The organism is Hymenobacter terrenus (genome assembly GCF_000972495.1).
In the GTDB taxonomy this organism is placed as follows: domain Bacteria; phylum Bacteroidota; class Bacteroidia; order Cytophagales; family Hymenobacteraceae; genus Hymenobacter; species Hymenobacter terrenus.
This window is the reverse complement of the sequence record NZ_LATM01000032.1, coordinates 15,414-38,326: the sequence shown is the minus strand read 5'-3', so window position 1 is coordinate 38,326 and position 22,913 is coordinate 15,414. Positions and strand designations below refer to the sequence as shown.

Genomic DNA, 22,913 nt, shown 5'->3' with positions numbered 1-22,913 from the left:
CGCTTGCGTCGCGCCCAAGTGGGACGCAGCCTTTGCTGCGTTGACATCCGCGCTAACAGAACGTTTTATTAATGCGGGCGATGCGGGTGCCTGACGCAGCGAAGGCTGCGTCCTACAGGTGGCAGTCTTTGTATTTCTTACCGCTGCCGCAGGGGCACGGGTCGTTGCGGCCGAGCTTGCGGCGGCTGCGCAGGGTCTTCAGCCACTCGCGCGGGTCGATGCTGAAGCGCAGGAAGCGTTTCTTAGGATTCTGGCGAAAGGCACGGCTGAGTAGCTCATAGAGTTCCGGATGATTTTCCTGGAGCTTCTCGGGCTTCTCGAAAAAGTACTCGGTCACGACGGCGAAAAATTCGGCTTCGTTAGTGGCTGCGTAGGGGTTGATTTCTGATTTGCCGGCTTGGATGGCCGCAATTTCACGCTGCATCACTTCGGCCCAAGGGTGCAGCAACTCTGGTGGCAGGGCAGCTTTGGGCAGGCCGTCAATTTCGCCGTCGGCTTCGTCCAGCAGGTGCGCAAACTCATGGATGCCTACGTTTTGGCGGTCCAGCGCGTCGCGGAATCCTTGTTCGAGCGAGGCTTTTGATAAGCGCATGTAGTGCTGATTCTGGAAATTCTGCACCGAGCCGAGCAGCGTGCCTTGCAGCGGCTTTATTTCCTTGGTGGGGTCATTGTCTTGCTGCCAGGCATCGGGCACGATGAGCACCTCACCCAGGTTGCTGTATTCCCAGTCCGGAAAGCCAAAAACCGGAATCAACGCCGACGCCGCCACCAATAGCCGGGTAGTATCATCGACCTCGGTTTGCACTCCGGTGATGCGCGTGCTGGCCAGGAAAACCTGCACCTGTTTCTCAAATCGGGCTTTTTCCCGCTTTGTCAGCGAGAGGTAGAAGGCTACCCGCTCGCTTAATATTTGCCGCCAAGCCGCCGGAAATTCCTCGGCCAGTGCGTCGGTGCGCCGCCGCGTGTCGGCGGTGGCGTAGCGATAAAAGGCGTAGAGCACGGCCGTCAGGACGGCCAGCGAAATTAAGTAAGCCATGGGCCGCTAAACGCAGGTGGCACGAGCAGGTTGGAAATTTGGCTTTCCAGCCTAGGAAAAACCCCGGGGGCCTAAGTGCTCAGCCAGCCGCTGTTGCAGCAAGGCCACCAATCGGCTATCCCCAAACTGATACTTATCGCGAATGCGTAGCACGAGGAGGGGCTTGCTGCCCAGCTCCGTGGCGAATTTCTCCCGCAGCCGCTCGGCGTGGCGGCGCTCCATCACAAAAATAATTTCCGCCCAACCCAAATGCCCGGCCGTGACGCGCACCCGCGCGCCGGGCTCGGTGCCTGCCGAACGGGCTTCGTGGTGCGGATGGTCGTCGAACAGCCGCTCGGCCGTGAGGCTGCGCCATTTGTTTTGGCTGCAGATGAAAAGAAGGCGAATATGTAGGGGGTTTTGAGGGCGAAGGCTCGCTTTGTGCATCAGTTTTCGACAAATGCCAATAGCGTCCCCGGTTGATTATTCGGATGCTCCGCGCCTTTCGTCTTCCTACATAACAAGCTGATTGAAATGAGGAAACGGTTCAAGCAGTCTCTTTCAGACCGTCATGCTGAGCGCAGCATGACGGTCCAGCGGGCTTTGTCCTACTTTCTAAACAGTTTTGATTCAGCGCACCAGCGCCACCTTCACCTTCTTGCCTTTCACCTTGGCGCCCTGCATCTTTTCCAGCACCGTTTCGGCCAAGGCTTCGGGCACGGCCACAAAGCTGTGGTGGTCGAATACCTCGATGCGCCCCACGGCGTCACGCTCCAGCTCACCTACGCTCACGAAGGCACCCACCAAGTCGCCGGCGCTAATCTTCTCGCGCTTGCCCGCCGAAACGTGGAGCGTAACTGTGCTCGGTCGCGGCGCTTTGGGAGCGGCAGCCGGCAACGCCGGCGGCTTCAGTCCGGCCCACTGCACGTTGCTGGCTGCTGGCCAGCTTTGTAGTTTTTGCTGCTCGTAGGGCGTCACGATGAGATGGGCGGTGCCCACGGCGCCGGCGCGGGCCGTGCGGCCAGCCCGGTGCTGGAAGGTTTCGGCCTCGTGGGGCGGGTCGAACTGCACCACCGTATCTAGCTCATTCACGTCGAGGCCCCGGGCGGCTACGTCGGTGGCCACCAGCACGGTGGCCGAGCCGTTGCGCAGCTTCATCATGGATTTGTCGCGCTCGGGTTGCAGCATCTTGCCGTGCAGGGCCTCGGCGGCCAGGCCCCGGCCCTTCAGGAAGCGGGTCAGCTCTTCCACCCGGTCGCGGGTGTTAGCAAATACCAGCGAGCGGCCGGCGTTGGGCTGGGTGATGAGGTGAAACAAGGCCGCGGGCTTCTGGTCGGCGGCGTTCACCACGTGGCCGCGCAGCACCAGGCTCGTGGGTAGGGTGGTGGCGTTGGAGCCGCCTACGTTCATCACCCGGGGGCGGGTCAGGTACTCGCGCACTAGCTGCAGCACCTTATCGGGCATGGTGGCCGAGAACAGCAGCGTCTGCCGCCGCTGCGGGAGCCGGCTGACAATGGTGGCCATCTCCTCCTGAAAGCCCAGGTCCAGCAGCTTGTCGGCTTCGTCGAGCACGAGCACTTTCAGCTTGTTGGGCACGAGGGTGCGCCGTTCGAGGTGGTCGAGCATGCGGCCGGGAGTGGCCACCACCACGTGGGGCATCTGCTGCAAGCCTTTGACTTCTTCGCGCATGGCGTGGCCGCCGTAGTAGCCGGCCACGCGCAGGTTGGGCAGGTGCTTGCCCAGGCTCTTGAGGGCGTCGCGCACTTGCAGCACCAGCTCGCGGGCGGGTACCAGCACTATGGCCTGCATGGTAGCCGAAGTGGGGTCGACCTGCTGAAGCACCGCGAGGCCGTAGGCGGCGGTCTTGCCCGAGCCCGTGGGGGCCTGCCCAGCCACGTCCTGGCCTTCGAGCGCGGGCGCCAGCACCAGCTGCTGCACGGCAGTAGGCTGGGTAAAATTTAACTCGGCCACGCCCGCCAGCAGGGCGGGGGAGAGGGCGAAGTCAGCGAATTGGCGGTCGGCTTTGGGGGTTTCGGAAGCGGAACCGGCGATGGGAGAATCAGGAGTTTGCACGGGGCAAAGGTAACGGATGGGGCCCCGGCCCGGGGAATCTCACGTACTTCCGAAAGCTAAAAGCCGGGTTCTTCCTCCGTCATGTTCACCAGCCGGTAGCGCACGGCCGATTTTTTAGGCTTAATATCCAACCCAATGCGGTGCGCATAAGCCTTGGTGAAGGCTGCGCCGAAGTAGAATATCATGGCGCAGTAGAACACGAACAGCAGCACCAGTACCAGACTCGACGCCGGCCCGTAGACTGGGCCCAGGTTCTGCGCTACCAGTAAGCGGCCGAGCACCACTTCCCCCACGCTGATGAGCAGCGCCGTGAGGGCAGCTCCGCGCGTGACGGCCCGCCACGGCACCCGGGCCAGGCTCAGCGTGCGGAAAGTGACCCCAAACCAGGCCGCCAGAATAAACCAGGCCACCACCGCGTTGAGCCCGCGCACCACGAAGTAGGAGAATGTGGGGTCGAAGTCACGAATGCTTTCGGCAAACAGGCCCAGGGCAGCATCGGTCCCGAAGGCCAGCAGCGAGAGCACCGCCGTCGCCAGCAGAATACCCGCCGAGCGCAGCCGCTCCTGCAAGGCCTGCGAGAGCTTGCCGGTGCCGCGCTTCGGCCGGATTTGCCACAGCTGGTTGAGCGAATGCTGAATAACGGTGAACAGTGTAGTAGCCACAAACACCAGAAACGCAAAGCCCACCCACGTCACGAGTCGGCTGCGGCGCGGGTCGGCCACGTTCATCACAATTTGCGAAACCAGGCCCGCCGCCGAGGCCCCTACCAGGTTGCTGAGCTTGCCGAGCAGCAGCACCCGAACCATCGACGTGGAGTAGAGCGAGCTGAGCAGCTCGATGAGGATGATGAGGATGGGCGGCAGCGCAAACGACGTGAAAAAGGCCGTGGCCGCGCCCAGGCGCAGCGGGTCGTTGGCACCAAACTCGCGGCCGGCGCGGTGCAGCAGAATGGGCAGTTCGCGCCACCAGGGTCTGGGCAGCTCGGCGGGAGAAACTAACTTTGTCATAATGCCCGGAAGGCAACATTTTGGCCAGTAGCCGTAAAAGAGGGCAGCAGCGAAGATAAGGGCTGCCGTGTCGCTCCTCCGTGGCATCCTTGTTTTTCTTCATGTCAGCTCCTAATCCCCAGCTCCTGCCTCCTCTCGTGCCCCCCGACGCGCCGCCGCGGTCCTGGGTGCACCGCCGGGTGCTCGCTCCCTTGCTCGACCTGCTCAAAACCGGCCTCTCGCCGGAAAAGCTGGCCCTGACCATCGGGCTGGGTGTGGCCTTTGGGCTGGCCCCTACCTTTGGCATCACCACGCTGGTAAGCACGGCTACCGCCCTGCGTCTGCGCCTCAATGTGGCCGCCTTACAACTCGTGGCCCATCTGATGACGGCTTTTCAACTAACCTTGCTTATTCCGCTGCTGCGCGGCGGAGCCCGGTTGCTGGGCCATGGCGCGCAGGTAGCGCACCTCACCATTAAGAGCCTGCGCGCGCTCATCGCCAACGACGGCTGGGGGGCCGTGGGCCGCCTCTTGTGGCGGGCCGAAATTGGCGCACTCCTGATTTGGGCCGTCGCGGCAGTCCCCTTGGTCACCGTTATCTACTTCGTGCTTCGGCCAGTGTTCCGCCGCGTGCTGGCCCGGCAAGTTGAGGCTGAGGCCATTGCTGCGCTCAACGGGGGTATAAGCTCATAAGAATAAGCGGCCACAGCGTGCAGGTGAGGCGCCCCCTAAAACGCCAGCAGTGCCGTGGCCTGCTCCCGCAGCAATTGCTGCGAAAGCTCCAGGTTGAGCCCGTCATCCTCGTTCAAGTCCTTGTTGATGAAGGGTAGGCGCACGCGCTGGGGCAGCACGGCCGTGCCCAGGTACATCAGCACATCGGTGAGGTGGGCCATGGCCAGCAGGCCGCCCTGGCCGCCGCTGCTCAGGCCTACCAGGGCGGCTTTCTTGCCCCAAATGCCGCCGGGATAGGGCAGGCCATCAATAAACGCTTTGAGCGCACCAGGGAACGAGCCGTTGTATTCGGGGGTGATTATGACCAGCTTCGGGCCCGCGTCGAGCATGGTGGCCAGGCGATTGAACTCGGGGTGGCGGCCGGCATTGTCATACAGCGCCGAGGTGATGAAATCGGCCGGCAGCGCAGCCAGGTCCAGGATTTGGCTCTCGGCGCCTAGCTCTGTGAGGATGGTGCGGTAGTAGTTGGCAATGCGGCGGGCGCGGGAGTTGGGGCGGTTGGTACCGGCGAGAAGGGTTATCAAAACGAAAAAGAAAGAATGACAGGTACTAGTCGTTCCGTAACCTGCCGGCCCCACCTTAGGTTGCGGCGACCAGGAATGACGCGCCCGTTGCTGGCTATTTGGAACCGGGGATAAGTAGGTGCTCTCCTGCTAGGTTCCACTAAATTGAGAACGCGGCACTTGTCGTGAAAAATAAAAGAATATACCGGTAAATCGCTCAGCGTTCAGCACATTCTGACTGTCGCTTACTGAGATAGGTTAGCCAATCATTATAGCGCAATAATGAAAGCAGATGGGTGAAAATATTTAGCTGATAATTTTGGCGTAATAAATATAAAGCAAGTTTTTAGGGTATTTAGTTAATTGGCTTACAAATAGACTAAAGCTAGTATTACAGCTTACTTTATTGTAGATAAATCAGCAATTTGATAATTTTGTTTAACATTTTAGGTAAATGCTTAAACAATAATTTCTTAAATTGTGTAAAGGCTTGAAATTTGAATTCTTCAACCGGTCATAATCTGTGTTCATAGGTCGGTTTTTTTGATTCATCGAATACAACTTGGCCGCCCTTTTTTTAGCCGTAGAATTGTCAATTGAAAAGCGTCAATACGTCTGTCCACTCTACTAATTCGGCGATTTACTCCCTTTCCTATGGCACTAACTTCACACCCATTCCATCCCATTACCCGAGAACTTCTTCCAGGTTATCGGGACGCCTATCTCCGGGGCGATTTATCCAACAAGAACACCGAATTAGTAGACGCTTATTTGAAGGCTAATCCTGCCAAGGGCAGCGAAGCGTTTGAGCGATTCCACAGCCTGAAAGAAAAAGGCCACGACGTGCGCCCGGTGGGCTGGCTCCAACAGCAGTTTTACCTGATACGCACCGAGCCGCAGCGCTTTCGTCGGCGGGCCGGCACGCTCGTGTTAGTAGCCGCGTTGGTAAGTGGTGCTGCTTTTGCGGGCAACAACCTGCATATTGTTCCGGGTAGTGCCCGGCCCAACGTCGTTATTGTTCCGGCAGTAGGCGAAGAAGTGTTTTCGGCCGCCAAAGCAGCTGCCTTGACTAAAATGTCGACCGTCACCGGTCGGATTCTGGATGAAAACGGCCACCCCCTGGTTGGGGCTACGGTGCTGGATAAAGCCAACCGCCGCGGTGTGAGTACCGACGCCGAAGGCAATTACACCCTGCTGGTTCCCGCCAATCAAATGTCAAACCTGCAAGTTGGCTACGGGGGCTACAGTGAAGAAGAGCTACAGGTGAACGGCCGTAGCGTGCAAAATGTAACGCTGCTGCCCCGCACCGATAAAGTGGCAAAAGCCAAGAAAAAACATTGGTGGCAATTTTAGGTTTTCAACTCTTCCAGATGGTATGCTGTGGGGCCAATCTAATCAGGATGTAAATTGGGAAGGTGGTATAAATCTTCGCTTTTTACGTACTGAAGTTTCTGATAGCGGATCTATCAATTACTTTTGAAAGGTGACCACCAAACGCTGGTATCGCTAAGTATTTTTTTTGATGACTTCCAATCTGACGGCCTGATTAGGAGAGAATAATGGCGCTGAATTTTCTGCCTTTCAAGGGAAAATTTTAACCGGGCGTTTACACCAGTCGCTGGTATTTTCTTCGCTACCCACAAAATGAATCTACCGTTTTTTAATCGGTTACAATTAAAAAAAGTAACTGTAGGAACCAATGATGAGATAGGAAAGCGCTCCAAAGAAATAATTGAAGCGCTACTGCAAGAAATTCCCGATCTGCTCATGGCCTGCGTAGTAAATACCCAATCTGGGCGAGTAGCTGCGTCTTATACCGTCAGCAATTCTTATAACCCCAACCAGATTAGCTTGCGCAACGCCAAATTGTTGCGCATCATGGAAGAAGCCCTGGCAGCGAAGGCTTGGATAGGTGGCCCACTCACCGATATTTCCATTATGCTGGAAGACCAGCTCCACCACCTGCGTCCCATGAACGATGGTAAATGGTACTGCTATTTGGCGGTGCATACCAAAGATGCCAACCTGGGAATTGCCAAAGAAGTCATGCGCCGACACGCCATTTAACCGCTTTTATATCTTTCACTTTTTGCCATTCAACATTTAACTGCCCCGTACTTTAGCATGTCAACTTCCTCATCCCCCAAACAAGCCGTTAAAGATATCCTGGCCGAATTGCCTACGTTGCTGGCCGTAGCGGTGGTAGAAACCGAAACCGGTATGCCGCTGGCTTCGCACACCAACGTTGCTGACTTTGATATTGAAACGGCTGCCGCTTATAACACGGAAGTAGTAAAAGCAAAGCTGAAAGCCATCGCGGCCCTGAAACTGAATCAGACCGTGCAGGACATCCTGCTGACGCTGACCGACCAGCTGCATCTGCTGAAGCTTTCTCCTACTGGTGACAAGTTTATCTACCTGGCAGTTAATTCCCGCGACACTAACCTAGCGCAGGCCCGGCAGATTATAAAAATGCATTCGTCAACCCTGAACTAATAGTTAATTCAAGCCTTAAATTTTTAAGGAGCCCGCCGACTTTTTAGTTGGCGGGCTTTTTTTGCGGTGGTAGTGGCGGTTGTGGTAGATGCAGGTGTGTTAAACTTCGCTATGCGCTCGTTTCTGCGGTTGGCATCTATAGCCAAATCGGAAGCTCAGCCTTATTAAACCAGGAACGGTAGAAAGGAGGCCATGCTGTAGCTTTGCGGCCTCCTTCCACCTTTATATAACTTTCTACCGATGGGCGCCATCTATGCCGAGTTGCATGTAGCCGGCCATGTCTACCCACTTCTCAGCTGTCACTACGGGGTACACCAGGCTATCGGTGAGCGGGGCCGGGCCGGCGAGCGGGTTCGTCACGGCAAGCTAGCCCTGGTGCTGGACGTGCCGGCTGACGATTTCCTCGAAGGCTGGGCCGCCGCCGTCGCTACCCATTATCCGGCCGATGCCGTCTTCTTCGACAGCGCTGGGGGCAGTGCCATCGAAACGGTTAGTCTGGTCACGGCCTACTGCACGGGCTACGAGGAAGAGTTTGAGGAAGGGGAACACGGGCGCTACGTGGCCTATGTGGAGCTGACCGGACCTGGTGGTTTCACCTTGAAGGTCGGTGGGCCCGCCGCCGCGTTTGTGGCGCCTGCAGCCCGCAGTCATGGTACCCCACCCGTGGCGGCGCTGCTCGGTGCCGCCATTGGTGGTCAAGCAGCGTCTTCTCCCAGTGGCCCCCGCACGCTCGTTTCCCCGGACGATGTGCCCCCGCACTTACCGGCTCCCATTCCCAATCCCTCGCCCGACCATGCTCAGGTGCATCTGAGCCAAGCCGAGTGGGCCGCCCTCATCGAAGGCCGATGGGACAATACTAAAAAAGCCAAAGGAAAGAAATTCCTCAAACCTTACCACAGCACCGAATTTCATGTGGCTGGTGACCCTTTCACGTACCGCGTTGACCACACGGGCAAGATGGTAGCTATTTATGACGCCCAGAAAAGCTATAATGTGACCGGCAGCAAGAACGGACTGATGGCTATTCCGCTCACCCTGAATGGGCAGCCGACGTACGCTGGCACGCCCCATATGTTCCCGGTCACGGGCAATCAACGAAATGTGGTGGTTATTGATATGGTTGGAAACCGCCCAGGCGATTTCAAGGCGGCAAATAAAGCGGCTGGACTTGATGGACTTGTCGCGGCCCAAGGCCGCGACCCTGAGCAAGCCCCTGACGGTTATACCTGGCATCACCGCGATGACTTCAATCCTAAGGCCCCACCTAATCCTCCTTACGGTACTTGCACGATGGAACTCGTAGAGACGGAAGCGCACGAAGACACGTTTGTTCACAAAGGAAGCTGCGACCAGTGTAACAAGCACAACAAGAAACCAAATAAAAAGAAACTCTATCGCTAATTACCTATGGAACCCAACTCCTTTATTGGTACCAAAGAACCGGCTAGCTTAGCAGATATAGAAGCTATTGAGCGGGAGTATGAATTCACGCTGCCTGACGATTATAAAGCGCACATTCTACAGCATAACGGCGGCTGGCCACGCTACAAATCGTTCCTTCAGCTTAGCGAGAATGGCGAACAGGTAGTGCGTAAAATCAGCGACTTCAAGTCCATTAAGTACGGTGGCACTACCCTGGAACGTAGTTTGAAATCACTGTATAGTGAGTTGCACAATGATTTAGTCCCGTTTGGTACCGAAACGGGGGGTGACCTGTTCGTATTATCCGTTGGCCCGGAAGATTACGGGGCAGTCTATTATGTCAGCCACGAATCTTACAAGCCACCCAAACGCAAGGAAATGAGCCAGCCGCGACAATATGGCAAAGGCGTGAGCTTCCTGGCCCCTTCCTTCACGGCCTTTCTCGACGGGTTGGTTGAAGGCACGCCAGTTTAATCGCTCTCATCAGCTAGTTCGCTGGTATCTTCGAACGCTAGCTGATGCCCGTGGTCCCGAGCTTCGGCAGCTTCACGATGAACACGAGCGGGCCAAGCGTCCGCCTTCGTAGCGCCTGCCGCGTGCGACCATAGCACGCCGCCCGTGGTCAGCGTCGTACTAGTGGCTTCGGCTCCCAGTGGCCCCCGCACTTGCCGGCTCCCATTCCCAATCCCTCGCCCCATGCTCAGGTGTATCTGAGCCAAGCGGAATGGGCCGCAATTATTAAAGGCCGCTGGGATGATTCGGATAAAGCCAAAAATAAGAAGTTCCTCAAAAAGTATCGCAGCACCGAATTTCACGTCGCGGGCGACCCGTTCACGTACCGCACCGACGAACGAGGTAAGATGGTGGCCGTGTACGACGCGCAGAAAAGTTACAATGTAACCGGCAGCAAAAACGGGTTGATGGGTATCCCGCTCACCCTGAATGGCGAACCGACCTACGCCGGCACTCCCCATTTGTTCCCCGTCACGGGCAAGCAGAAAAACGTAGTGCAAATCCAGATGGCCGGTAACCGGTCGGGCGATTTCAAAGCCGCAAACAAAGCCGCTGGGCTAACCCAACTGGTCAAGTCACAGGGCTTGAAAAGTAATAAGCCGCCGCTTGGCTATACCTGGCACCACCGCGACGACTTTATACCCACTACGGGCACTCCGCCGCCTTATGGCACTTGCACAATGGAATTGGTGCAGGTCAAAGCGCACGAAGACACGTTTGTGCATCTTGGTTCGTGCGACCAATGTAATAAACACACTGGCCTTAGTTTATACAAATAGCCCCATGACACCCCACTATTTTATTGGCACTCAAGAACCGGCTACACTCGCCGACATCGAAGCTATTGAGCAACAATACGGCTTCACATTGCCCGCTGATTATAAGGCCCACCTATTGCAATACAATGGCGGCTGGCCTCGGGACCGGGACACATTCCTGCAATTAGACCCAGTAGATGGCGAACACGTTGAACGCAGCGTGAATCAATTCAAGCCGGTCAAAAACGGGGACTATACGCTTGAAAGCAGCTTGCGGTCGTTGCGAAGCGAATTGCATGACGACCTGGTTCCATTTGCCAACGAGGCCGGGGGCGACCAATTCGTGCTGAGTGTAGGCCCGGAAGATTACGGCAGCGTGTACTACATCAGCCACGAGTTTTACAAGCCACCCAAGCGCAAGGAGATGAAGCAACCGCGTCAATACGGTAAGGGCGTTTCATTTCTGGCACCCTCTTTCACCGCTTTCTTAGATGGCTTAGTGGATATCCCCGACGACGATGACGATGACGATGACGACGAGTAGTCGGTACCCCAATCCTTTTGTCGGCATGGAGCAACCCGCGACCCCAGCCGACCTGGAAGCCATTGAGCAAGAACACGGCTTCACATTGCCCGACGATTACAAGGCCCACCTGCTTCGCCATAATGGTGGCTGGCCCGAACGACAGGTATTTGTTCAAAAGATGGAGGATGGGCATTCAGTAGAGCGCGATTTGAGGTCCATGTTTTCCGTGGGTGTTGGAGAAAGCACTTTGGAGGACGCCCTCCTTGACTTGGACGAACTACATCCCGACCTAGTGCCGTTTGGCGATGAAAGCGGCGGGGATATTTTTGTCCTCAGCGTAGGCCCGCAGGACTATGGCTCGGTGTACTACATCGCCCACGAGTTTTACACGCCCNATGGCTCGGTGTACTACATCGCCCACGAGTTTTACACGCCCCCGGAGGGAGAGTACGACGAGGAAACCGACGAATCGACCCCGCCCGCGCCGCTGGACTATGGCCCGGGGGTACACTTCCTGGCCCCTTCCTTCACGGCCTTTCTCGACGGGCTGGTTGAAGGCACGCCGGTTTAATCTCCTTTATCAGCCAGTTCATCGGCCTGCCCGAATGGCAAGTAAATCGATAGGTCCACCATGCATCAGGTCTGGGCTGGCTTTCGTGGCAGCTTCCGACGAACTGACTGTCAAACCATCCCATACTCCTCAAACGCTGCCAACATGCCGCCATTTAATTCGTCCCGGTACGTGCGCCATTGCGGCATGAACTGGTCAAGCAACCCCTTAAACCGGGCCGTGTGCTGACGCTCCAGCAAATGCGTTAGCTCGTGCACCACCACGTATTCCAGCAGGTGCGGGGCTACTTTGGCCAGCTCCAGGTTGAGCCAGATGCGGCGGGCTTCGATGTTACAGACGCCCCATTTGGTCTTCATCAGCTTGATGGCCCAGGCGGTGGCCCGTTCGCCTACCACCGGCTCCCACTTGGCGATGAGGGCGGGCAACTGCTCCTTCAGCCGCTCGCGGTACCACGCCTGCAGCACCCGCGCCCGTTGGGCTACCGTGCTGCCCGGCCGTACCTGCAAGTCCAGGAGCTGGCGGTTGCGGAGCCGCACGCTGGGGGCGGCCTCCACATAGCTCACCCGCAGGCGGTAGCGGTGCCCCTGGTAGTAGTGGGTTTCGCCCGACACGTACTCGCGCACAGTTTGGCGGGGCTGCTGCTCGAATTTTTTTTGCTGGTTGCGTATCCAGCCCAGGCGGCCGATGATAAGCCGGCGCACCTGCTCGTCGCCCACCTGCGGAGGCGTGGCGATGCGGACTCTGCCATCGGGCGGCAGCACGGCCAGGTGGACGTTGCGAATGTCTTTCCGCACCACGTCTACTTCCAGCGCGCCAATTTGCAGTTGGGTGGTCATGGGCGGTTAGTACTCGGCCTGCTGCATGGCGATTTGCAGAATGTGCTTGGTTTTCTCCTCGTCGTGAAGCACCGCCTTAATCGCATTGCGCACCATGCGCTTTTTCGCGGGCGGCGTGTCGCCGCGCCAGCCGTCCTGTCGCACGGCCAGGATGGCGGCATCGACGGCCAGGGCCTGCGCTTCGTTCTCGTCCAGGTTGTCGTAGAGGTTGCGCTGGGCGCGGGTGTGGAGCGTGGCCGGGTAGTTGTTCACGGGGTTTTTCACCTTACGGCACAGCTCTTCGATTTCGGCCAGGTAGGCTTCGTACTCGATGGCCTCGCGCTGCCGCCGGGCTATCAGCTCTTCCAGCAGCTCTGACATTTGCCCAAAATATTTCGGGTTGGTGGCATTCTCGTCGATAATGAGGCGGCGCACGTTGTTCTCGATAGTTTCGGCCATGGCCTGCGGGCTGTCGCGGATGCCTTTGGGCAGGCGGTCGTAGCCGGCCTGGGGCTCTCGGGCCACGATGGCTTCGATAAGCGTCATGTCGTCCAGCGTACCCAGCTTTTCCGAGTCATCGGCCTTCACGTAGTTGTCGAAGATGAAGCGCATGTCGGCTTCGTAGCGCTTTAGGTCGGGGGCCTCAAGGCTGGCTACTTTCACTTCTTCGCGCACGTTTTCGTAGTGCTTCACCACGCGCGCTACTTCGGCGGCTTCGGCGGCGGTGTAGCCGGCTTCTTCCAGCCCGCCGGATAGCTCGGCGAAGGCGCGGAGCAGAATGGCGGTGTACTTGTAGAGGTCGCGCCGCCGGCCTTCGCGCTCGGCCAGGTCGGTGGGGTTGGCGGGGTTGCCGCAGAAAAAACGAATGTATTCGGGAGTATTCCGGGGCGGGGCCACCGGCTCGCACAGCAGCCGAAGCTGCTCGCGCAGGGCTTCGATGTGCTCACGGCCTTTGGTGAGGCGGTCCGTGAGCAGGTCCTGCACGTCGTTTTTGTCGTAGCCGTCGAGGGCCTCGCTGGTGTAGTCGCGTATAGACTTTTCCAGGGCCTTGAACAGGTCTTTATAGTCGACCACGTAGCCGTATTCCTTGTCTTCGCCATCGAGCCGGTTTACCCGGCAAATGGCCTGGAACAGGTTTTGGTCGCGCATTTCCTTGTCGATGTAGAGGTAGGTGGCCGAGGGCGCGTCGAAGCCCGTGAGCAGCTTGTCGACCACGATGAGCAGCTTCATCTGGGCGGGGTCTTCCACGAACTGGCGCTTCACTTCCTTCTCAAACTTTTCCACCGGCTGGCCGCCCAGCATGTCGGTGTAGATTTTATATTTCTGCAGCTGCTCGGTGTCGCCCTCGCCGGTGGTTTCGCCTTTCAGGTCGCTGATTTTGGGCTGGTAGCTGGTCACGATGGCGCACTGCCGGAAGCCCGCCCGCTGAAACAGCTCGTAGTAGCGGCAGGCCTGGAAAATGCTGCCCGATACCAGCAGGGCATTGCCCCGGCCGCTTTGCAGGCGCTCCTTCTTCTCCATATCGAGCACGATGTCGGCCACGATGTGGTCCATGCGCTCCTTCGAGCTGAGTACTTTCTGCATGGTGCCCCACCGCTCCTTGAGGCGGGCGCGGCCGTACTCGTTCAGGCCTTTGGTTTTTAGCTCGAAGTACTCGTCCATCTTACGCTTGCCGCCCTCGGTGAGGTACTGCTCCACCTTACGGGCTTCATAGCGTAGCTCCAGTATCACACCGTCTTTCACGGCTTGGTTTACCCGGTAGCTGTGGATGTAGGGGCCGAAGGTTTCGTGGGTGGTACGCTTGTCATCGTTCAGGGCCGGGGTGCCGGTGAAGCCGATGAGCAGCGCGCCCGGCAGCAGGGTCTTCATGGCATCGTGCAGCTTGCCCGACTGCGTGCGGTGGCACTCGTCGACCAGCACGTAGAGCTTGCCCTGCGGCCGGAAGGGCTGGCCGCTGCGGCCGGCTTCTTTCATCAGCTCCTCCAGGTATTTGTCGTAGGCGTCGGCCTCCGAGCGGGCCCCAAACTTGTGCACCAGCGAGCACAGCAGCCGGGGCGTGGGCTGGCTGAGCTGGTGCAGCAGGTCGGCCCCGCTTTTGGCGCGAACTATCTGCTGCTCTACGCCCAGAAACACCTTCTCAATCTGCTCGTCCAGCTCCTCGCGGTCGGTCACGATGAGCACGCGCGCACCCGTAACGTTTTCCAGCAGCCACTTCGTGAGCCAGACCATCGTCAGGCTTTTGCCACTTCCCTGGGTGTGCCAGATAACGCCGCCCTCGTGGCGCGCGACGAACTGCTGCGCCGCCCGCACCCCAAAAAACTGGTTGGGCCGGCTCAGCTTCTTGGTGCCCCTGTCAAATACCACGAAGTCGTGCAGCAGCGTGAGCAGGCGCTCTTTGCCGCACAGATGGCGCAGGTTTTCATCGAGACGCAGGGGTTGGGGAGTTAAGAGTGAAGAGTTAGGAGTTAAGAGTTGGTCGTTCTCGTTGTTGGTGTCGCCTGAATTAACTTTTAACTCTTCACTCTTAACTGCTAACTCCTCACGCCATTCCAGGTAATATTTTTCCGTGGTGCCCACCGTGCCGTAGCGCAGGCCCTCGGTGTCGTTGCCGGCCAGCACGAGCTGCACCGGGGCGAAAAAGCCTTCGATGAAGGTGCTGGTCTGGTTGTCGAGGTTCTGGCGGATGCCTTCGTGGACCGATACCTTGCTGCGCTTCAGCTCCAGCACGGCGATGGCCAGGCCGTTGAGGTACAGCACCACGTCGGGGCGCTTGGCGTGGGCGGCGCCCAGCACGGTTACTTCCTGGGCCAGGGCAAAGTCGTTGGCCAGGGGGTTCTTCCAGTCTACCAGCTCCACGGTTTCCAGGTTGGCCCCGGCTTCGGGGCGCACCTTCACGCCGTAGCGCAGCAGCTTGTACAACTCGCGGTTACGCTTGTAGAGGGGTTCGGTCTGGTTTTCGGCAGTCAGGTGCAGCTCGCGCAGCGCCTTTTCGATGAGCAGGGATGGGTACTGCCGGCGTTGTAGGTACTTGCGCACCATCTCGTCTTCGATGGGGGAGCGGCGCGGGGCCTTCTCCCAGTTGCCCAGGTAGTCGTAGCCCAGCTCCGTGTGAAACAGCTTCACCACGCGGTCCTGCGTGGCGCGTTCCGGTTGTCCAACTTTGGCGCTCATTGAATGGGGTGGGTAGAAGTGGGGGCCGCCCCGGCCGTCAGCCGGATGGCGCCCGTGAGTAAATCCTGCATCATGCCCTGCTTCAGGGCCTGGGTTTTGGCGAGTTGGGCCGCCAGGGCTTCAAGTTCCGCGTCCATGTCGCTGAGGATGGCGGCAATGGCGCGTTGTTCGTCCAAAGATGGGAGTTTAATAAAAAACTCTTGGAAGGTAGGTAGTCGCAAAGAATCCACCGCCGCCTTTACAGTATTTAGCATGGCGTGCTCTCCAAAGTACTCTTTCATGTAGTGGTACACGAATCTGCCAGAGACATTCGGTAAAAAGTTGCTGACTTTATAGACTCGCTGGTGGTAGTCAAATTTCCCGTTTATGTAGTGAAAAATGCTGCCAATGTTTCCTTCGCCGGGAAGTAGAATAGCCTCGCCATCGAACGAATAGCTGTTTATTCGTTCAACTTCTTGGGAACGGACAAAGAATGGGTACTTGCCTCTTTCGCTTTTATCCTCGTTGTTTTTCTTGCCGGTTTTAATCTGGCTCAGTTCTCCTAACGTCTTTTCCCCCCACCCCCCCGCAAACCCCGGCAGCCGCCGCTCGCCACTCAGCAGCGCCTGCTGCGTCGCCAGTTTCAGGGCGCGCTTTTTGGCCAGGAGTTCCTGCTGAGAGGTTAGAAGGGTGTCAATTGCGCCTAATGCTTCGGCAATGGCCTGCTGTTCGGTAGGTGGAGGAAGCGGAAATTGAAACTTCTTTATTCTGGTCAAAGCCAGTTTTGGCTGGGCTCCTGTGGTCTTTTCTTCCTCGATAGCTGCTTGCACAAAAGGCGAAAGCATTACCCACAAAAGATAATCCTGATTACATTTCAGATTTGTCAGCCGGTCAGCATTTTCGGTAAGATTCGCCCCGTCTAACTCTTTGGGAACCTTCCCGACTAAGCCAAGCGTACCCGCAACAGTAATAAATAAATCATCCTTGTAGATGCGGTAGTTTTTTATCGGCGGAAAAGCGTCCACTGGCACGTACTTGATGTCTTGCAGGCTTACACCTCCTTGATAAACATCAACAATGCGGATGTAAGGATGAGGTGTTACCTCGTTGGTTAGGCTTTTGCCAAGTGGCAACCTTTTCCCTCCTTTTACATCTGCAACTTGCTCAATTTCTGCTACCTCCCACTCCTCCGGTAGCACGCCCAAGTCCGTCTGTTTGTATCCTGGTTTCAGCATTGCGCTCTTCTTTCTTAATTCCACGAAAAGCCCATTGCCTGTAAATGGGTTTGCACCTGCTGGGTGAGGGCAGCCACGGCCGCTTCCTGCTGGGGCAGGGGCGCGGCGTAGCGGTTGCCCAGCTCATCGAGGCGGCGGGCCAGGCCCTGCGAGAGGCGGCTCAGCTCCTGGCCCACGGCCCGGTGCAGGGTATCGAGCCACTTGTAGGTCACGAGCAGGTCGCGGGTGGCCTCGGGCGTCAACCGTTCGTAGGCCGGGCCGATTTGGGCTTCCAGGTGGGCTTGGGCTTCGGTGAGGGCTTTTTTGGCGGCGGCTTCGCGGGTCAGGGCGGCTTCCAGGGCGTGCAGGGCTTTCACTTCTTCGCCCTCCGCGTCAACCTCACCCCCCGGCCCCCTCTCCAAAAAAGAGGGGGAGCCTAACGCCCGGAAAGCAGGCGCGGGCTCCGCCGCCAGGAGCATAGCCGGTGCCCCCTCTTTTTTGGAGAGGGGGTCAGGGGGTGAGGTTGACGGTAGGGCCGGCACCACCTCGTCGAACAACCCCATTGCCTCATTCTTTGGCCTGCGCCCGCGCTTGGGCGCAGGTCCTTCGGGCTTCATGCCCTTCATCAGCTCCCGCAGCCGGGCCTTCACGCCGGCGGCTAGCTGCGTGGCGTTGGTGTATTCCAGCTCACTCAGCACGGCCTCTTCGGCGGTGTATTCTTCTTCCAGCTCCTCGCGGGCGCGGGTGGCTTCGGCGGCAGCCTCGGCGGCTGTTTCGGCGGCCTGCTGTTCGGCGGTCAGGTAGCGGCTTATCAGCAGCTCACGGGGCACCAGGTCGCTGGTCCACTGGCCGGGGCGCTGCTTTTTGCCCACCAGCGGGCGGTAGGGCTTGGCGTCCCAGCCCTCGGCCACCACCTGGTACACGTCGTCTTGCAGGGTGGCGGTCCAGTAGTTCATCAGGCGCTGGTACACGTCGTAGCCATCCAGCAGATGCACGGGGCCGAAGGTGGCCAGCAGGTCTTCGCTCAGCGTTTCGAGCAGGGCCTTGGGCTTGGTGTCGGGCGCGATGCCGCGCAGCAGCGGCTCGGCCCGCTCCACCCAGGTGCCGAAGGTTTCTTCCACCCGCTGCCGGAAGGCCCGGAACTCGGGGTGCTCGAAGATGGTGGGCCGGATGTCGTCGGGGGCCACGCGCAGGCGGAAGTAACCGGGCCGGTCGCCGGGCTCGGTCAGCACGTCGCGCAGGGTGGGGTACACGTCCCAGTAGGCGGCCAGGGCTTCGAGGTCGGCGGCGGGCAGGCCACCGCGCAGGTGCGCCTCAATGTCGTGGCGGTCCTGGGTGGGCGGCCCCTCCACGTAGCGGGGCAGGTTGAGGTTGTAATCGTTGTGCTCGATTTCGGTGAGCGGCACCAGCCGGGCGAAGTGCTTTTCGTCTTCCTGCCGCCGCCACACGTCCACAATGCGGTGCTGGTCCTGCTCGCGGAGGCGGTTCTTGTTGCCGTCCTTGAGGTAGCCCCGGCTGGCATCCACCATAAACAGGTGGGTGCGCGTGGCCGCGCCCTCTTTGTCGAGCACCAGCAGGCAGGCCGGGATGCCGGTGCCGTAAAACAGGTTGGCCGGCAGCCCAATGATGCCTTTCAAATAGCCCTTCTGCACCAGGTTGCGCCGAATGGTGCCCTCGGCGTTGCCCCGGAACAGGACGCCGTGCGGCAGCACCACCACCGCCTTGCCGTTGCCCTTCAGCGAACGCACGATATGCAGCAGAAAAGCATAGTCGCCATTCTTGGCCGGCGGCACCCCGAAGCCGGTGAAGCGCCCGTAAGGGTCGGCGTCGGGCGTGAGGCCGTTCATCCAGCTCTTGGTCGAGAAGGGCGGGTTGGCCACGATGAAGTCGTGCTGCTTGAGTTGGTTCACGGCCCAGCCCCAGGTGGCAGGCGTGGCCAGGGTGTTGCCCTTCACCAGGTCGGCCCCGTCGTGGCCGTGCAGAATCATGTTCATGCGGGCCAGGGCGTAGGTAGCATTGTCCATTTCCTGCCCAAAAATGCTGATTTTGGTGGGCAGCGCCTCATCGGCCGCCTTGAGCAGCAGCGAGCCCGAGCCGCAGGTAGGGTCGTAGATGGATTGGTTGGCGCGGGTGCTCTGGTCGATGCCCACGATTTTAGCAATCACCCGGCTCACCTCCGAAGGCGTGTAAAACTGGCCCTTGCTCTTGCCACTCTCAGTGGCGAAGTGCCGCATCAGGTACTCGTAGGCATCACCCAGCAGGTCGTCGCCGTCAGCGCGGTTCTGGGTGAAGTTCAGCTCCGGCTTGTTGAAAATGGCCACCAACTCGGTGAGGCGGTCCACCATTTCCTGCCCGCTGCCCAGCTTGTTGTCGTCGTTGAAGTCGGCCTCGGGCACATCAAGCACGCCGCTCAGGCCGTTGGCCTCGGCCATTTTGCTGATAATCTTGTTCAGCCGGTCGCCGATGTCCTTCTTGCCCATCGCGGCCACCATGTCGTGAAAGCTGCCGCCTTCGGGCACTTCCAGCAGGGCATCGGTGCGCCCAGCGTACTTGTCGCTCACGTATTTCATGAACAGCAGCACCAGCACGTAGTTCTTGTATTGCGAGGCATCCATGCTGCCGCGCAGCTCGTCGCAGCTTTTCCAGAGGGAGGAGTAGAGGGCGCTTTTCTTTAAGGCCATGAGTTACAGAGAGGAGGGGAATTATAACCCGCGCAGCCGTTTTTTCGTGGGGGCAGGGTGTAGGTAAAGATAGGGAGGAAGCCAAGAAGCGAGCGAAGAATATGCTAAACAAGTTGGCACGAAGGGACACCCGGTTATACACCAGGGTGCACGACAAAGCCCTGGTAGAGCGACCCCGCGCGGGGCCGGTCTACCGGGGCTTGGCAATGGTAAGCAGAAGCTATTAGTGCTGATACTTAACTATCCGCAGCTTGGAAAGCAAAGCTTGGTTTATTGCAACAGCCGTAGCCGGCGCCAGCGAAAAGGTATTGGCGGGCAGTGGCGTGCCGGCTGCGGGCAGTGCGTCGCGCATGTAGCGAAAAAAGGTCGTGGCCTCTTGCAGCGTTTCAAACTCCACTACTTCCTTTTTGAAGGCCACGAAAGGCCGTGCCTCCAGGGTGCTCCCTGACGCTTCGTACTGGAGCCGGTAGGTGGCCGGGCGAAAATCACCGGAATTAGCCAACTCCACTTGCTTGCCTTTCTCCGCTATTTCCTTCCATTCGCTTGAAGATATCAGTCGACCATTGACTTCGGTCGTCCACTTCTCATCCTTCTTGTTCTCATCCTTGCTTCCCTTCGTGCCGTCCTCTCCCTTGGCTTTGCTCTGGTCGTAGCTGTAGCCCACCTGCCCAAACAGGTACTCGGCCTTGTGGCGGGCTTCGGGCAGGTGGCTGTTGCCACGGGTTACGTGCCGGTACAGGAAGCGGTAGCGCAAGGCTCCCATAAAATGGGCTTTGGGGTTGGTTTTGCCCGCGGAATCGAGCAGCGGCACGTCTGGAAATACAATGTAGAAGCCCGGCAGCTTAAGCGTGTCGAGGGGGGCGGCCTTGCCATCGGCTGCGTAGAGCTTTTTAGGAAGCTGATGCACCCAGATAGGCGTTGCCCACTCGGCCGTGGTCGTGTATTCCACCGCCAGCGACTGGTTGCCGCTCAGGTCGATGCCTTGGGCGCCTTCCTGCACCACGGTTATGCGGGTGGGGGTGAGCGTCCCCGACAGGGCCAGGACGCGGTTCGACAGGCTCAGAGCAGTGGAATATTTACTAACTACGCCCGCAGCGCCAGCCACGCCTAGCCCCAGCGTGGAGGATTTACTACCACTGTTGGCGGTGCTGGTAGTCGTGGTGGCACCGTCGGCCACCGAGGTGGTGCCGGTTGGCCCTACTACTTGAGCCTGAGTGTCGCCGGTGGTGCTGCCCGTTACGTTGGTGCTGCCCGCGTTGGCCGTCACGTTGGCATTCCATTCGCGGGCTGAAGTCACGTCGCCCAGGTTAACGGTCACTTCCTTAGTCACAAATCGGTCCCAGCTACTAAATCCCAGCTTGCTGGTTGCTGGCAGCGCCACGCTCAGCTCCAGGTAGGCAAGACGGTCGGCCAGCCGCCCGAAGTTATAGTAAGGCGTTCGGTTGGTCGCGCTCCTGTCCTCCCAGGCATGAAAGCGAGGGCGCTCGGTCGTAAATACCAAGGTCTTCTTCAGCGTACTGGGGATGATTTTAATTTTCGCCCGTGTCGGCTCTTCGTTCGGAAAATTGGTCGTCAGCAACTCAATCAACGCCTTGGCATCAGCGGCTGTGGTGCCGCGGGGCATTCGAGCATTCAGCGCGTTGATGAAAGCAGCTTGCCCTTCCCCCGCTAAACTCAGCAGATTGCGGCTGGGGGCCACCGTGCCGGGAGGCGTTTCCACATGGTAGCTGTTCAATTCTACGTTAGCATACCTAGGCACGTCATTAGTATGCACCCACGTGAACACCGACCTGTTGTTGTTCCACATGTTGTTATAGCGCCGGGCCAGGTTGGGGCTGCACCCGGCCAGTAGCCCGGCCAACAGGGGCAGCATCAGGAAGGCGGGAGCTACCCACCGCGCCCGTAGTGTCGTGCCGTAAGTAGAAGAAGGTAGTAATTGGCTCATAGAAAAAAATTAAAAAGAGGTAAGAAGAAAAAGAAGCTCCACAGCTAAGAGGCGCAAGGTCTGCGTTCTCATCAAAAGCCGCATCAGTGCTGCCACTTAAATTTGCGCGATGTCCAACCTGCTGGTTGTCGGCAGTTCTGGCAGCTAGGGGTGCGGAGCGAGTTGTATCGTGTCAGCGAAAAAAATAAAATCGTGTTACAAAACTTGTAGCACAATTTTATTTTTTCGCTGACACGATACAATTTTTGTAGCGCATATGCGCTTTTTGTTTCTCAACGCTACAAGCTGTCATTGCCATGTCACGCCCTATCTCCTACAACACGCTTGAAGCCGCCGTGCGCGGCCATTTTGGTCTCAGCCAAGAAGAGTTGGCCCGCTACCTAGGCGTCACGCGGGGGCAGGTGGCGCACCTCGAAGCTGGCCGCCGCACCGCCACCCCCCTGGCCGACGCGCGGCTCACGCGGCTGGGCAACCTCCTGCCTCCGCCCACTGGCCAGGGCGCCGTCGCGCCCCATTTCAGCACGGAACTGCCCACGGCCGCGCCGCTTACCACGCTTCCCGCCCTGCCCGATTTTGGTTCCGTCGCTCCGGCCCCGCTGCTGGCCCGGCAGCGCACGGTGGCGGCCCAGGCGGCGCGGCTGCGCTGGGCCCTGCACCGCGAGGGCAAGCGCTACGCCTTGCAAAGCCGCCGACAATGGGGCTTGGCGGTGCTGCGAGCCGCCCTGCCCGCCGGGCCCGCGCCCCCGGCCGAGCGCACGCACCTGGCCCGCTGGCTCGGCGTGCTGGCCGCCGACGTGACAGCTACGGCTCCTGACCCCGCCGCCGTGGCTGAGCGGGCCCTGACAGTGGTACGTCTGCTGGCGCTGGAGGTGGAAGCCACGGCCCTGGCCCGGCTGCTGGCCGCAGGCTAGGCCCCATTAATGTCTAAGAAAAAAATAATTAAAAAGTATAATAAGAGTATACGTGGGGCGTTAGGTGGAAAATAATCTATTTTTTCACCTTTTTTCACAAAAAACCATGGCATACCCTGTAGAATCGCTCACCACGCAGTCCATGTGCGACGAGGTACTGGAAGACATCCAGATAGAACTGGATGACTTGACGTACCGCCAAACGACCTACGACCACCGCGACGATAAAGCGAGTGCCCGCGCCGCGAGCATCACGGAGGAAATTGGCGTCCTCGACAAGGATATCAGCGACCTTAACAACCAGCTCGCCGGGATGGCCCCCGACAGCAAGTATCGTCCCCGCCGCGAAGCCGAACTGCGCACCGCCGTGAAGCGCCGCGGCGACCTGGGGGCCGCGCAAACTACGCTCGGAGCAGTAGCAGCCTTCCGCATAACCTTGAATCTGCGCCAGGTAGTGGTCCAGATTGAGGAGCTGAATAAGGCCAAAGCGGAGGTAATAGCCCACCGCCCCACGGTACCCGCCTAGGTGGCTTCGCGGTTGTAATGGCAGCAGAAACCCCGCCCAACAGTGTTGGGCGGGGTTTTTTGTGTTTTGGGAGAGAC

21 protein-coding genes are annotated in these 22,913 nt (G+C 58.7%); 11 read left to right on the top strand and 10 right to left on the bottom strand.

The features are described 5' to 3' along the window. Window positions 1-112: 112 nt before the first annotated feature. The 4 genes from WX88_RS23025 to WX88_RS23010 form a co-directional block, all read right to left on the bottom strand. A complete protein-coding gene (locus tag WX88_RS23025) occupies window positions 113-1,036 on the bottom strand; it encodes a M90 family metallopeptidase (protein ID WP_046246776.1) in 924 nt (307 codons plus the stop codon). A 51-nt stretch (window positions 1,037-1,087) separates the two neighbouring features. Beyond that, window positions 1,088-1,462 (bottom strand): low molecular weight protein tyrosine phosphatase family protein, encoded by a 375-nt coding sequence (locus tag WX88_RS23020; RefSeq protein ID WP_046246775.1) that lies wholly within the window; start codon window positions 1,460-1,462, stop codon window positions 1,088-1,090. Window positions 1,463-1,645: 183 nt separating this feature from the next. Beyond that, window positions 1,646-3,088 carry a DEAD/DEAH box helicase gene (locus WX88_RS23015; RefSeq protein WP_052733019.1) on the bottom strand — a complete coding sequence of 481 codons (1,443 nt, stop codon included), beginning with the start codon at window positions 3,086-3,088 and terminating at the stop codon, window positions 1,646-1,648. Window positions 3,089-3,144: 56 nt separating this feature from the next. Continuing rightward, a complete protein-coding gene (locus WX88_RS23010; RefSeq protein WP_052733018.1) occupies window positions 3,145-4,095 on the bottom strand; it encodes a YihY/virulence factor BrkB family protein in 951 nt (316 codons plus the stop codon). A 101-nt stretch (window positions 4,096-4,196) separates the two neighbouring features. On the opposite strand from WX88_RS23010, the gene WX88_RS23005 reads away from it, so the two are divergent. Continuing rightward, entirely contained in the window at window positions 4,197-4,766 is a 570-nt protein-coding gene (locus WX88_RS23005; RefSeq protein WP_052733017.1) for a DUF2062 domain-containing protein, read from the top strand. 35 nt (window positions 4,767-4,801) lie between these two features. Here the strand turns inward: WX88_RS23005 and WX88_RS23000 are convergent, their stop codons facing one another. After that, window positions 4,802-5,329, bottom strand: coding sequence for an NADPH-dependent FMN reductase (locus tag WX88_RS23000; RefSeq protein WP_046246774.1), 528 nt, complete (start codon window positions 5,327-5,329; stop codon window positions 4,802-4,804). 633 nt (window positions 5,330-5,962) lie between these two features. Between WX88_RS23000 and WX88_RS22995 the strand changes: the two genes are divergently transcribed. From WX88_RS22995 to WX88_RS22960, 8 genes are all read left to right on the top strand, one after another. Next, the gene (locus tag WX88_RS22995; RefSeq protein ID WP_082116254.1) at window positions 5,963-6,661 is read left to right on the top strand and encodes a carboxypeptidase-like regulatory domain-containing protein; all 699 of its coding nucleotides are present in this window, start codon (window positions 5,963-5,965) and stop codon (window positions 6,659-6,661) included. A 291-nt stretch (window positions 6,662-6,952) separates the two neighbouring features. Continuing rightward, complete coding sequence (locus WX88_RS22990) at window positions 6,953-7,375, top strand: roadblock/LC7 domain-containing protein (protein WP_046246772.1); 423 nt, start codon at window positions 6,953-6,955, stop codon at window positions 7,373-7,375. A gap of 57 nt (window positions 7,376-7,432) precedes the next feature. Then, on the top strand, window positions 7,433-7,804 hold the full coding sequence (locus WX88_RS22985; RefSeq protein ID WP_046246771.1) for a hypothetical protein: 372 nt from the start codon (window positions 7,433-7,435) through the stop codon (window positions 7,802-7,804). Window positions 7,805-8,044: 240 nt separating this feature from the next. Further along, entirely contained in the window at window positions 8,045-9,205 is a 1,161-nt protein-coding gene (gene tssD / locus WX88_RS22980) for a type VI secretion system tube protein TssD (RefSeq protein ID WP_046246770.1), read from the top strand. 6 nt (window positions 9,206-9,211) lie between these two features. Further along, a complete protein-coding gene (locus WX88_RS28225; RefSeq protein WP_052733016.1) occupies window positions 9,212-9,700 on the top strand; it encodes an SMI1/KNR4 family protein in 489 nt (162 codons plus the stop codon). A gap of 191 nt (window positions 9,701-9,891) precedes the next feature. Continuing rightward, window positions 9,892-10,518: an HNH endonuclease gene (locus WX88_RS22970; RefSeq protein ID WP_046246769.1), complete on the top strand. Its 627-nt coding sequence runs from the start codon at window positions 9,892-9,894 to the stop codon at window positions 10,516-10,518. A gap of 4 nt (window positions 10,519-10,522) precedes the next feature. Beyond that, complete coding sequence (locus WX88_RS22965; RefSeq protein WP_046246768.1) at window positions 10,523-11,041, top strand: SMI1/KNR4 family protein; 519 nt, start codon at window positions 10,523-10,525, stop codon at window positions 11,039-11,041. Continuing rightward, window positions 11,016-11,594, top strand: coding sequence for an SMI1/KNR4 family protein (locus tag WX88_RS22960; RefSeq protein ID WP_082116252.1), 579 nt, complete (start codon window positions 11,016-11,018; stop codon window positions 11,592-11,594). The genes WX88_RS22965 and WX88_RS22960 overlap by 26 nt, the downstream gene beginning before the upstream one ends. Before the next feature lie 110 nt (window positions 11,595-11,704). Here the strand turns inward: WX88_RS22960 and WX88_RS22955 are convergent, their stop codons facing one another. From WX88_RS22955 to WX88_RS22935, 5 genes are all read right to left on the bottom strand, one after another. Continuing rightward, a complete protein-coding gene (locus WX88_RS22955) occupies window positions 11,705-12,430 on the bottom strand; it encodes a M48 family metallopeptidase (RefSeq protein WP_046246766.1) in 726 nt (241 codons plus the stop codon). A gap of 6 nt (window positions 12,431-12,436) precedes the next feature. Continuing rightward, window positions 12,437-15,580 carry a type I restriction endonuclease subunit R gene (locus WX88_RS22950; protein ID WP_046246765.1) on the bottom strand — a complete coding sequence of 1,048 codons (3,144 nt, stop codon included), beginning with the start codon at window positions 15,578-15,580 and terminating at the stop codon, window positions 12,437-12,439. Beyond that, window positions 15,577-16,818, bottom strand: a complete 1,242-nt coding sequence (locus tag WX88_RS22945; protein ID WP_197076907.1) for a restriction endonuclease subunit S — start codon at window positions 16,816-16,818, stop codon at window positions 15,577-15,579. The genes WX88_RS22950 and WX88_RS22945 overlap by 4 nt, the downstream gene beginning before the upstream one ends. Then, window positions 16,809-19,454: a type I restriction-modification system subunit M gene (locus WX88_RS22940; RefSeq protein ID WP_046246763.1), complete on the bottom strand. Its 2,646-nt coding sequence runs from the start codon at window positions 19,452-19,454 to the stop codon at window positions 16,809-16,811. The genes WX88_RS22945 and WX88_RS22940 overlap by 10 nt, the downstream gene beginning before the upstream one ends. A gap of 223 nt (window positions 19,455-19,677) precedes the next feature. Next, a complete protein-coding gene (locus WX88_RS22935; RefSeq protein ID WP_156176367.1) occupies window positions 19,678-21,399 on the bottom strand; it encodes a hypothetical protein in 1,722 nt (573 codons plus the stop codon). A 296-nt stretch (window positions 21,400-21,695) separates the two neighbouring features. Between WX88_RS22935 and WX88_RS28220 the strand changes: the two genes are divergently transcribed. Continuing rightward, window positions 21,696-22,310, top strand: coding sequence for a helix-turn-helix transcriptional regulator (locus WX88_RS28220; RefSeq protein WP_052733015.1), 615 nt, complete (start codon window positions 21,696-21,698; stop codon window positions 22,308-22,310). A gap of 106 nt (window positions 22,311-22,416) precedes the next feature. Further along, a complete protein-coding gene (locus tag WX88_RS22925) occupies window positions 22,417-22,836 on the top strand; it encodes a hypothetical protein (RefSeq protein WP_046246760.1) in 420 nt (139 codons plus the stop codon). The last annotated feature ends 77 nt before the right edge of the window (window positions 22,837-22,913 follow it).

What these genes read in the sequence shown, in the direction of transcription:
- WX88_RS23025 (WP_046246776.1), bottom strand. Translation starts at nt 1,036, where the DNA reads ATGGCTTACTTAATTTCGCTGGCCGTCCTGACGGCCGTGCTCTACGCC.
- WX88_RS23020 (WP_046246775.1), bottom strand. Translation starts at nt 1,462, where the DNA reads ATGCACAAAGCGAGCCTTCGCCCTCAAAACCCCCTACATATTCGCCTT.
- WX88_RS23010 (WP_052733018.1), bottom strand. Translation starts at nt 4,095, where the DNA reads ATGACAAAGTTAGTTTCTCCCGCCGAGCTGCCCAGACCCTGGTGGCGC.
- WX88_RS23005 (WP_052733017.1), top strand. Translation starts at nt 4,197, where the DNA reads ATGTCAGCTCCTAATCCCCAGCTCCTGCCTCCTCTCGTGCCCCCCGAC.
- WX88_RS22995 (WP_082116254.1), top strand. Translation starts at nt 5,963, where the DNA reads ATGGCACTAACTTCACACCCATTCCATCCCATTACCCGAGAACTTCTT.
- WX88_RS22990 (WP_046246772.1), top strand. Translation starts at nt 6,953, where the DNA reads ATGAATCTACCGTTTTTTAATCGGTTACAATTAAAAAAAGTAACTGTA.
- WX88_RS22985 (WP_046246771.1), top strand. Translation starts at nt 7,433, where the DNA reads ATGTCAACTTCCTCATCCCCCAAACAAGCCGTTAAAGATATCCTGGCC.
- tssD (WP_046246770.1), top strand. Translation starts at nt 8,045, where the DNA reads ATGGGCGCCATCTATGCCGAGTTGCATGTAGCCGGCCATGTCTACCCA.
- WX88_RS28225 (WP_052733016.1), top strand. Translation starts at nt 9,212, where the DNA reads ATGGAACCCAACTCCTTTATTGGTACCAAAGAACCGGCTAGCTTAGCA.
- WX88_RS22965 (WP_046246768.1), top strand. Translation starts at nt 10,523, where the DNA reads ATGACACCCCACTATTTTATTGGCACTCAAGAACCGGCTACACTCGCC.
- WX88_RS22955 (WP_046246766.1), bottom strand. Translation starts at nt 12,430, where the DNA reads ATGACCACCCAACTGCAAATTGGCGCGCTGGAAGTAGACGTGGTGCGG.
- WX88_RS22950 (WP_046246765.1), bottom strand. Translation starts at nt 15,580, where the DNA reads ATGAGCGCCAAAGTTGGACAACCGGAACGCGCCACGCAGGACCGCGTG.
- WX88_RS22940 (WP_046246763.1), bottom strand. Translation starts at nt 19,454, where the DNA reads ATGGCCTTAAAGAAAAGCGCCCTCTACTCCTCCCTCTGGAAAAGCTGC.
- WX88_RS22935 (WP_156176367.1), bottom strand. Translation starts at nt 21,399, where the DNA reads ATGAGCCAATTACTACCTTCTTCTACTTACGGCACGACACTACGGGCG.
- WX88_RS28220 (WP_052733015.1), top strand. Translation starts at nt 21,696, where the DNA reads ATGTCACGCCCTATCTCCTACAACACGCTTGAAGCCGCCGTGCGCGGC.
- WX88_RS22925 (WP_046246760.1), top strand. Translation starts at nt 22,417, where the DNA reads ATGGCATACCCTGTAGAATCGCTCACCACGCAGTCCATGTGCGACGAG.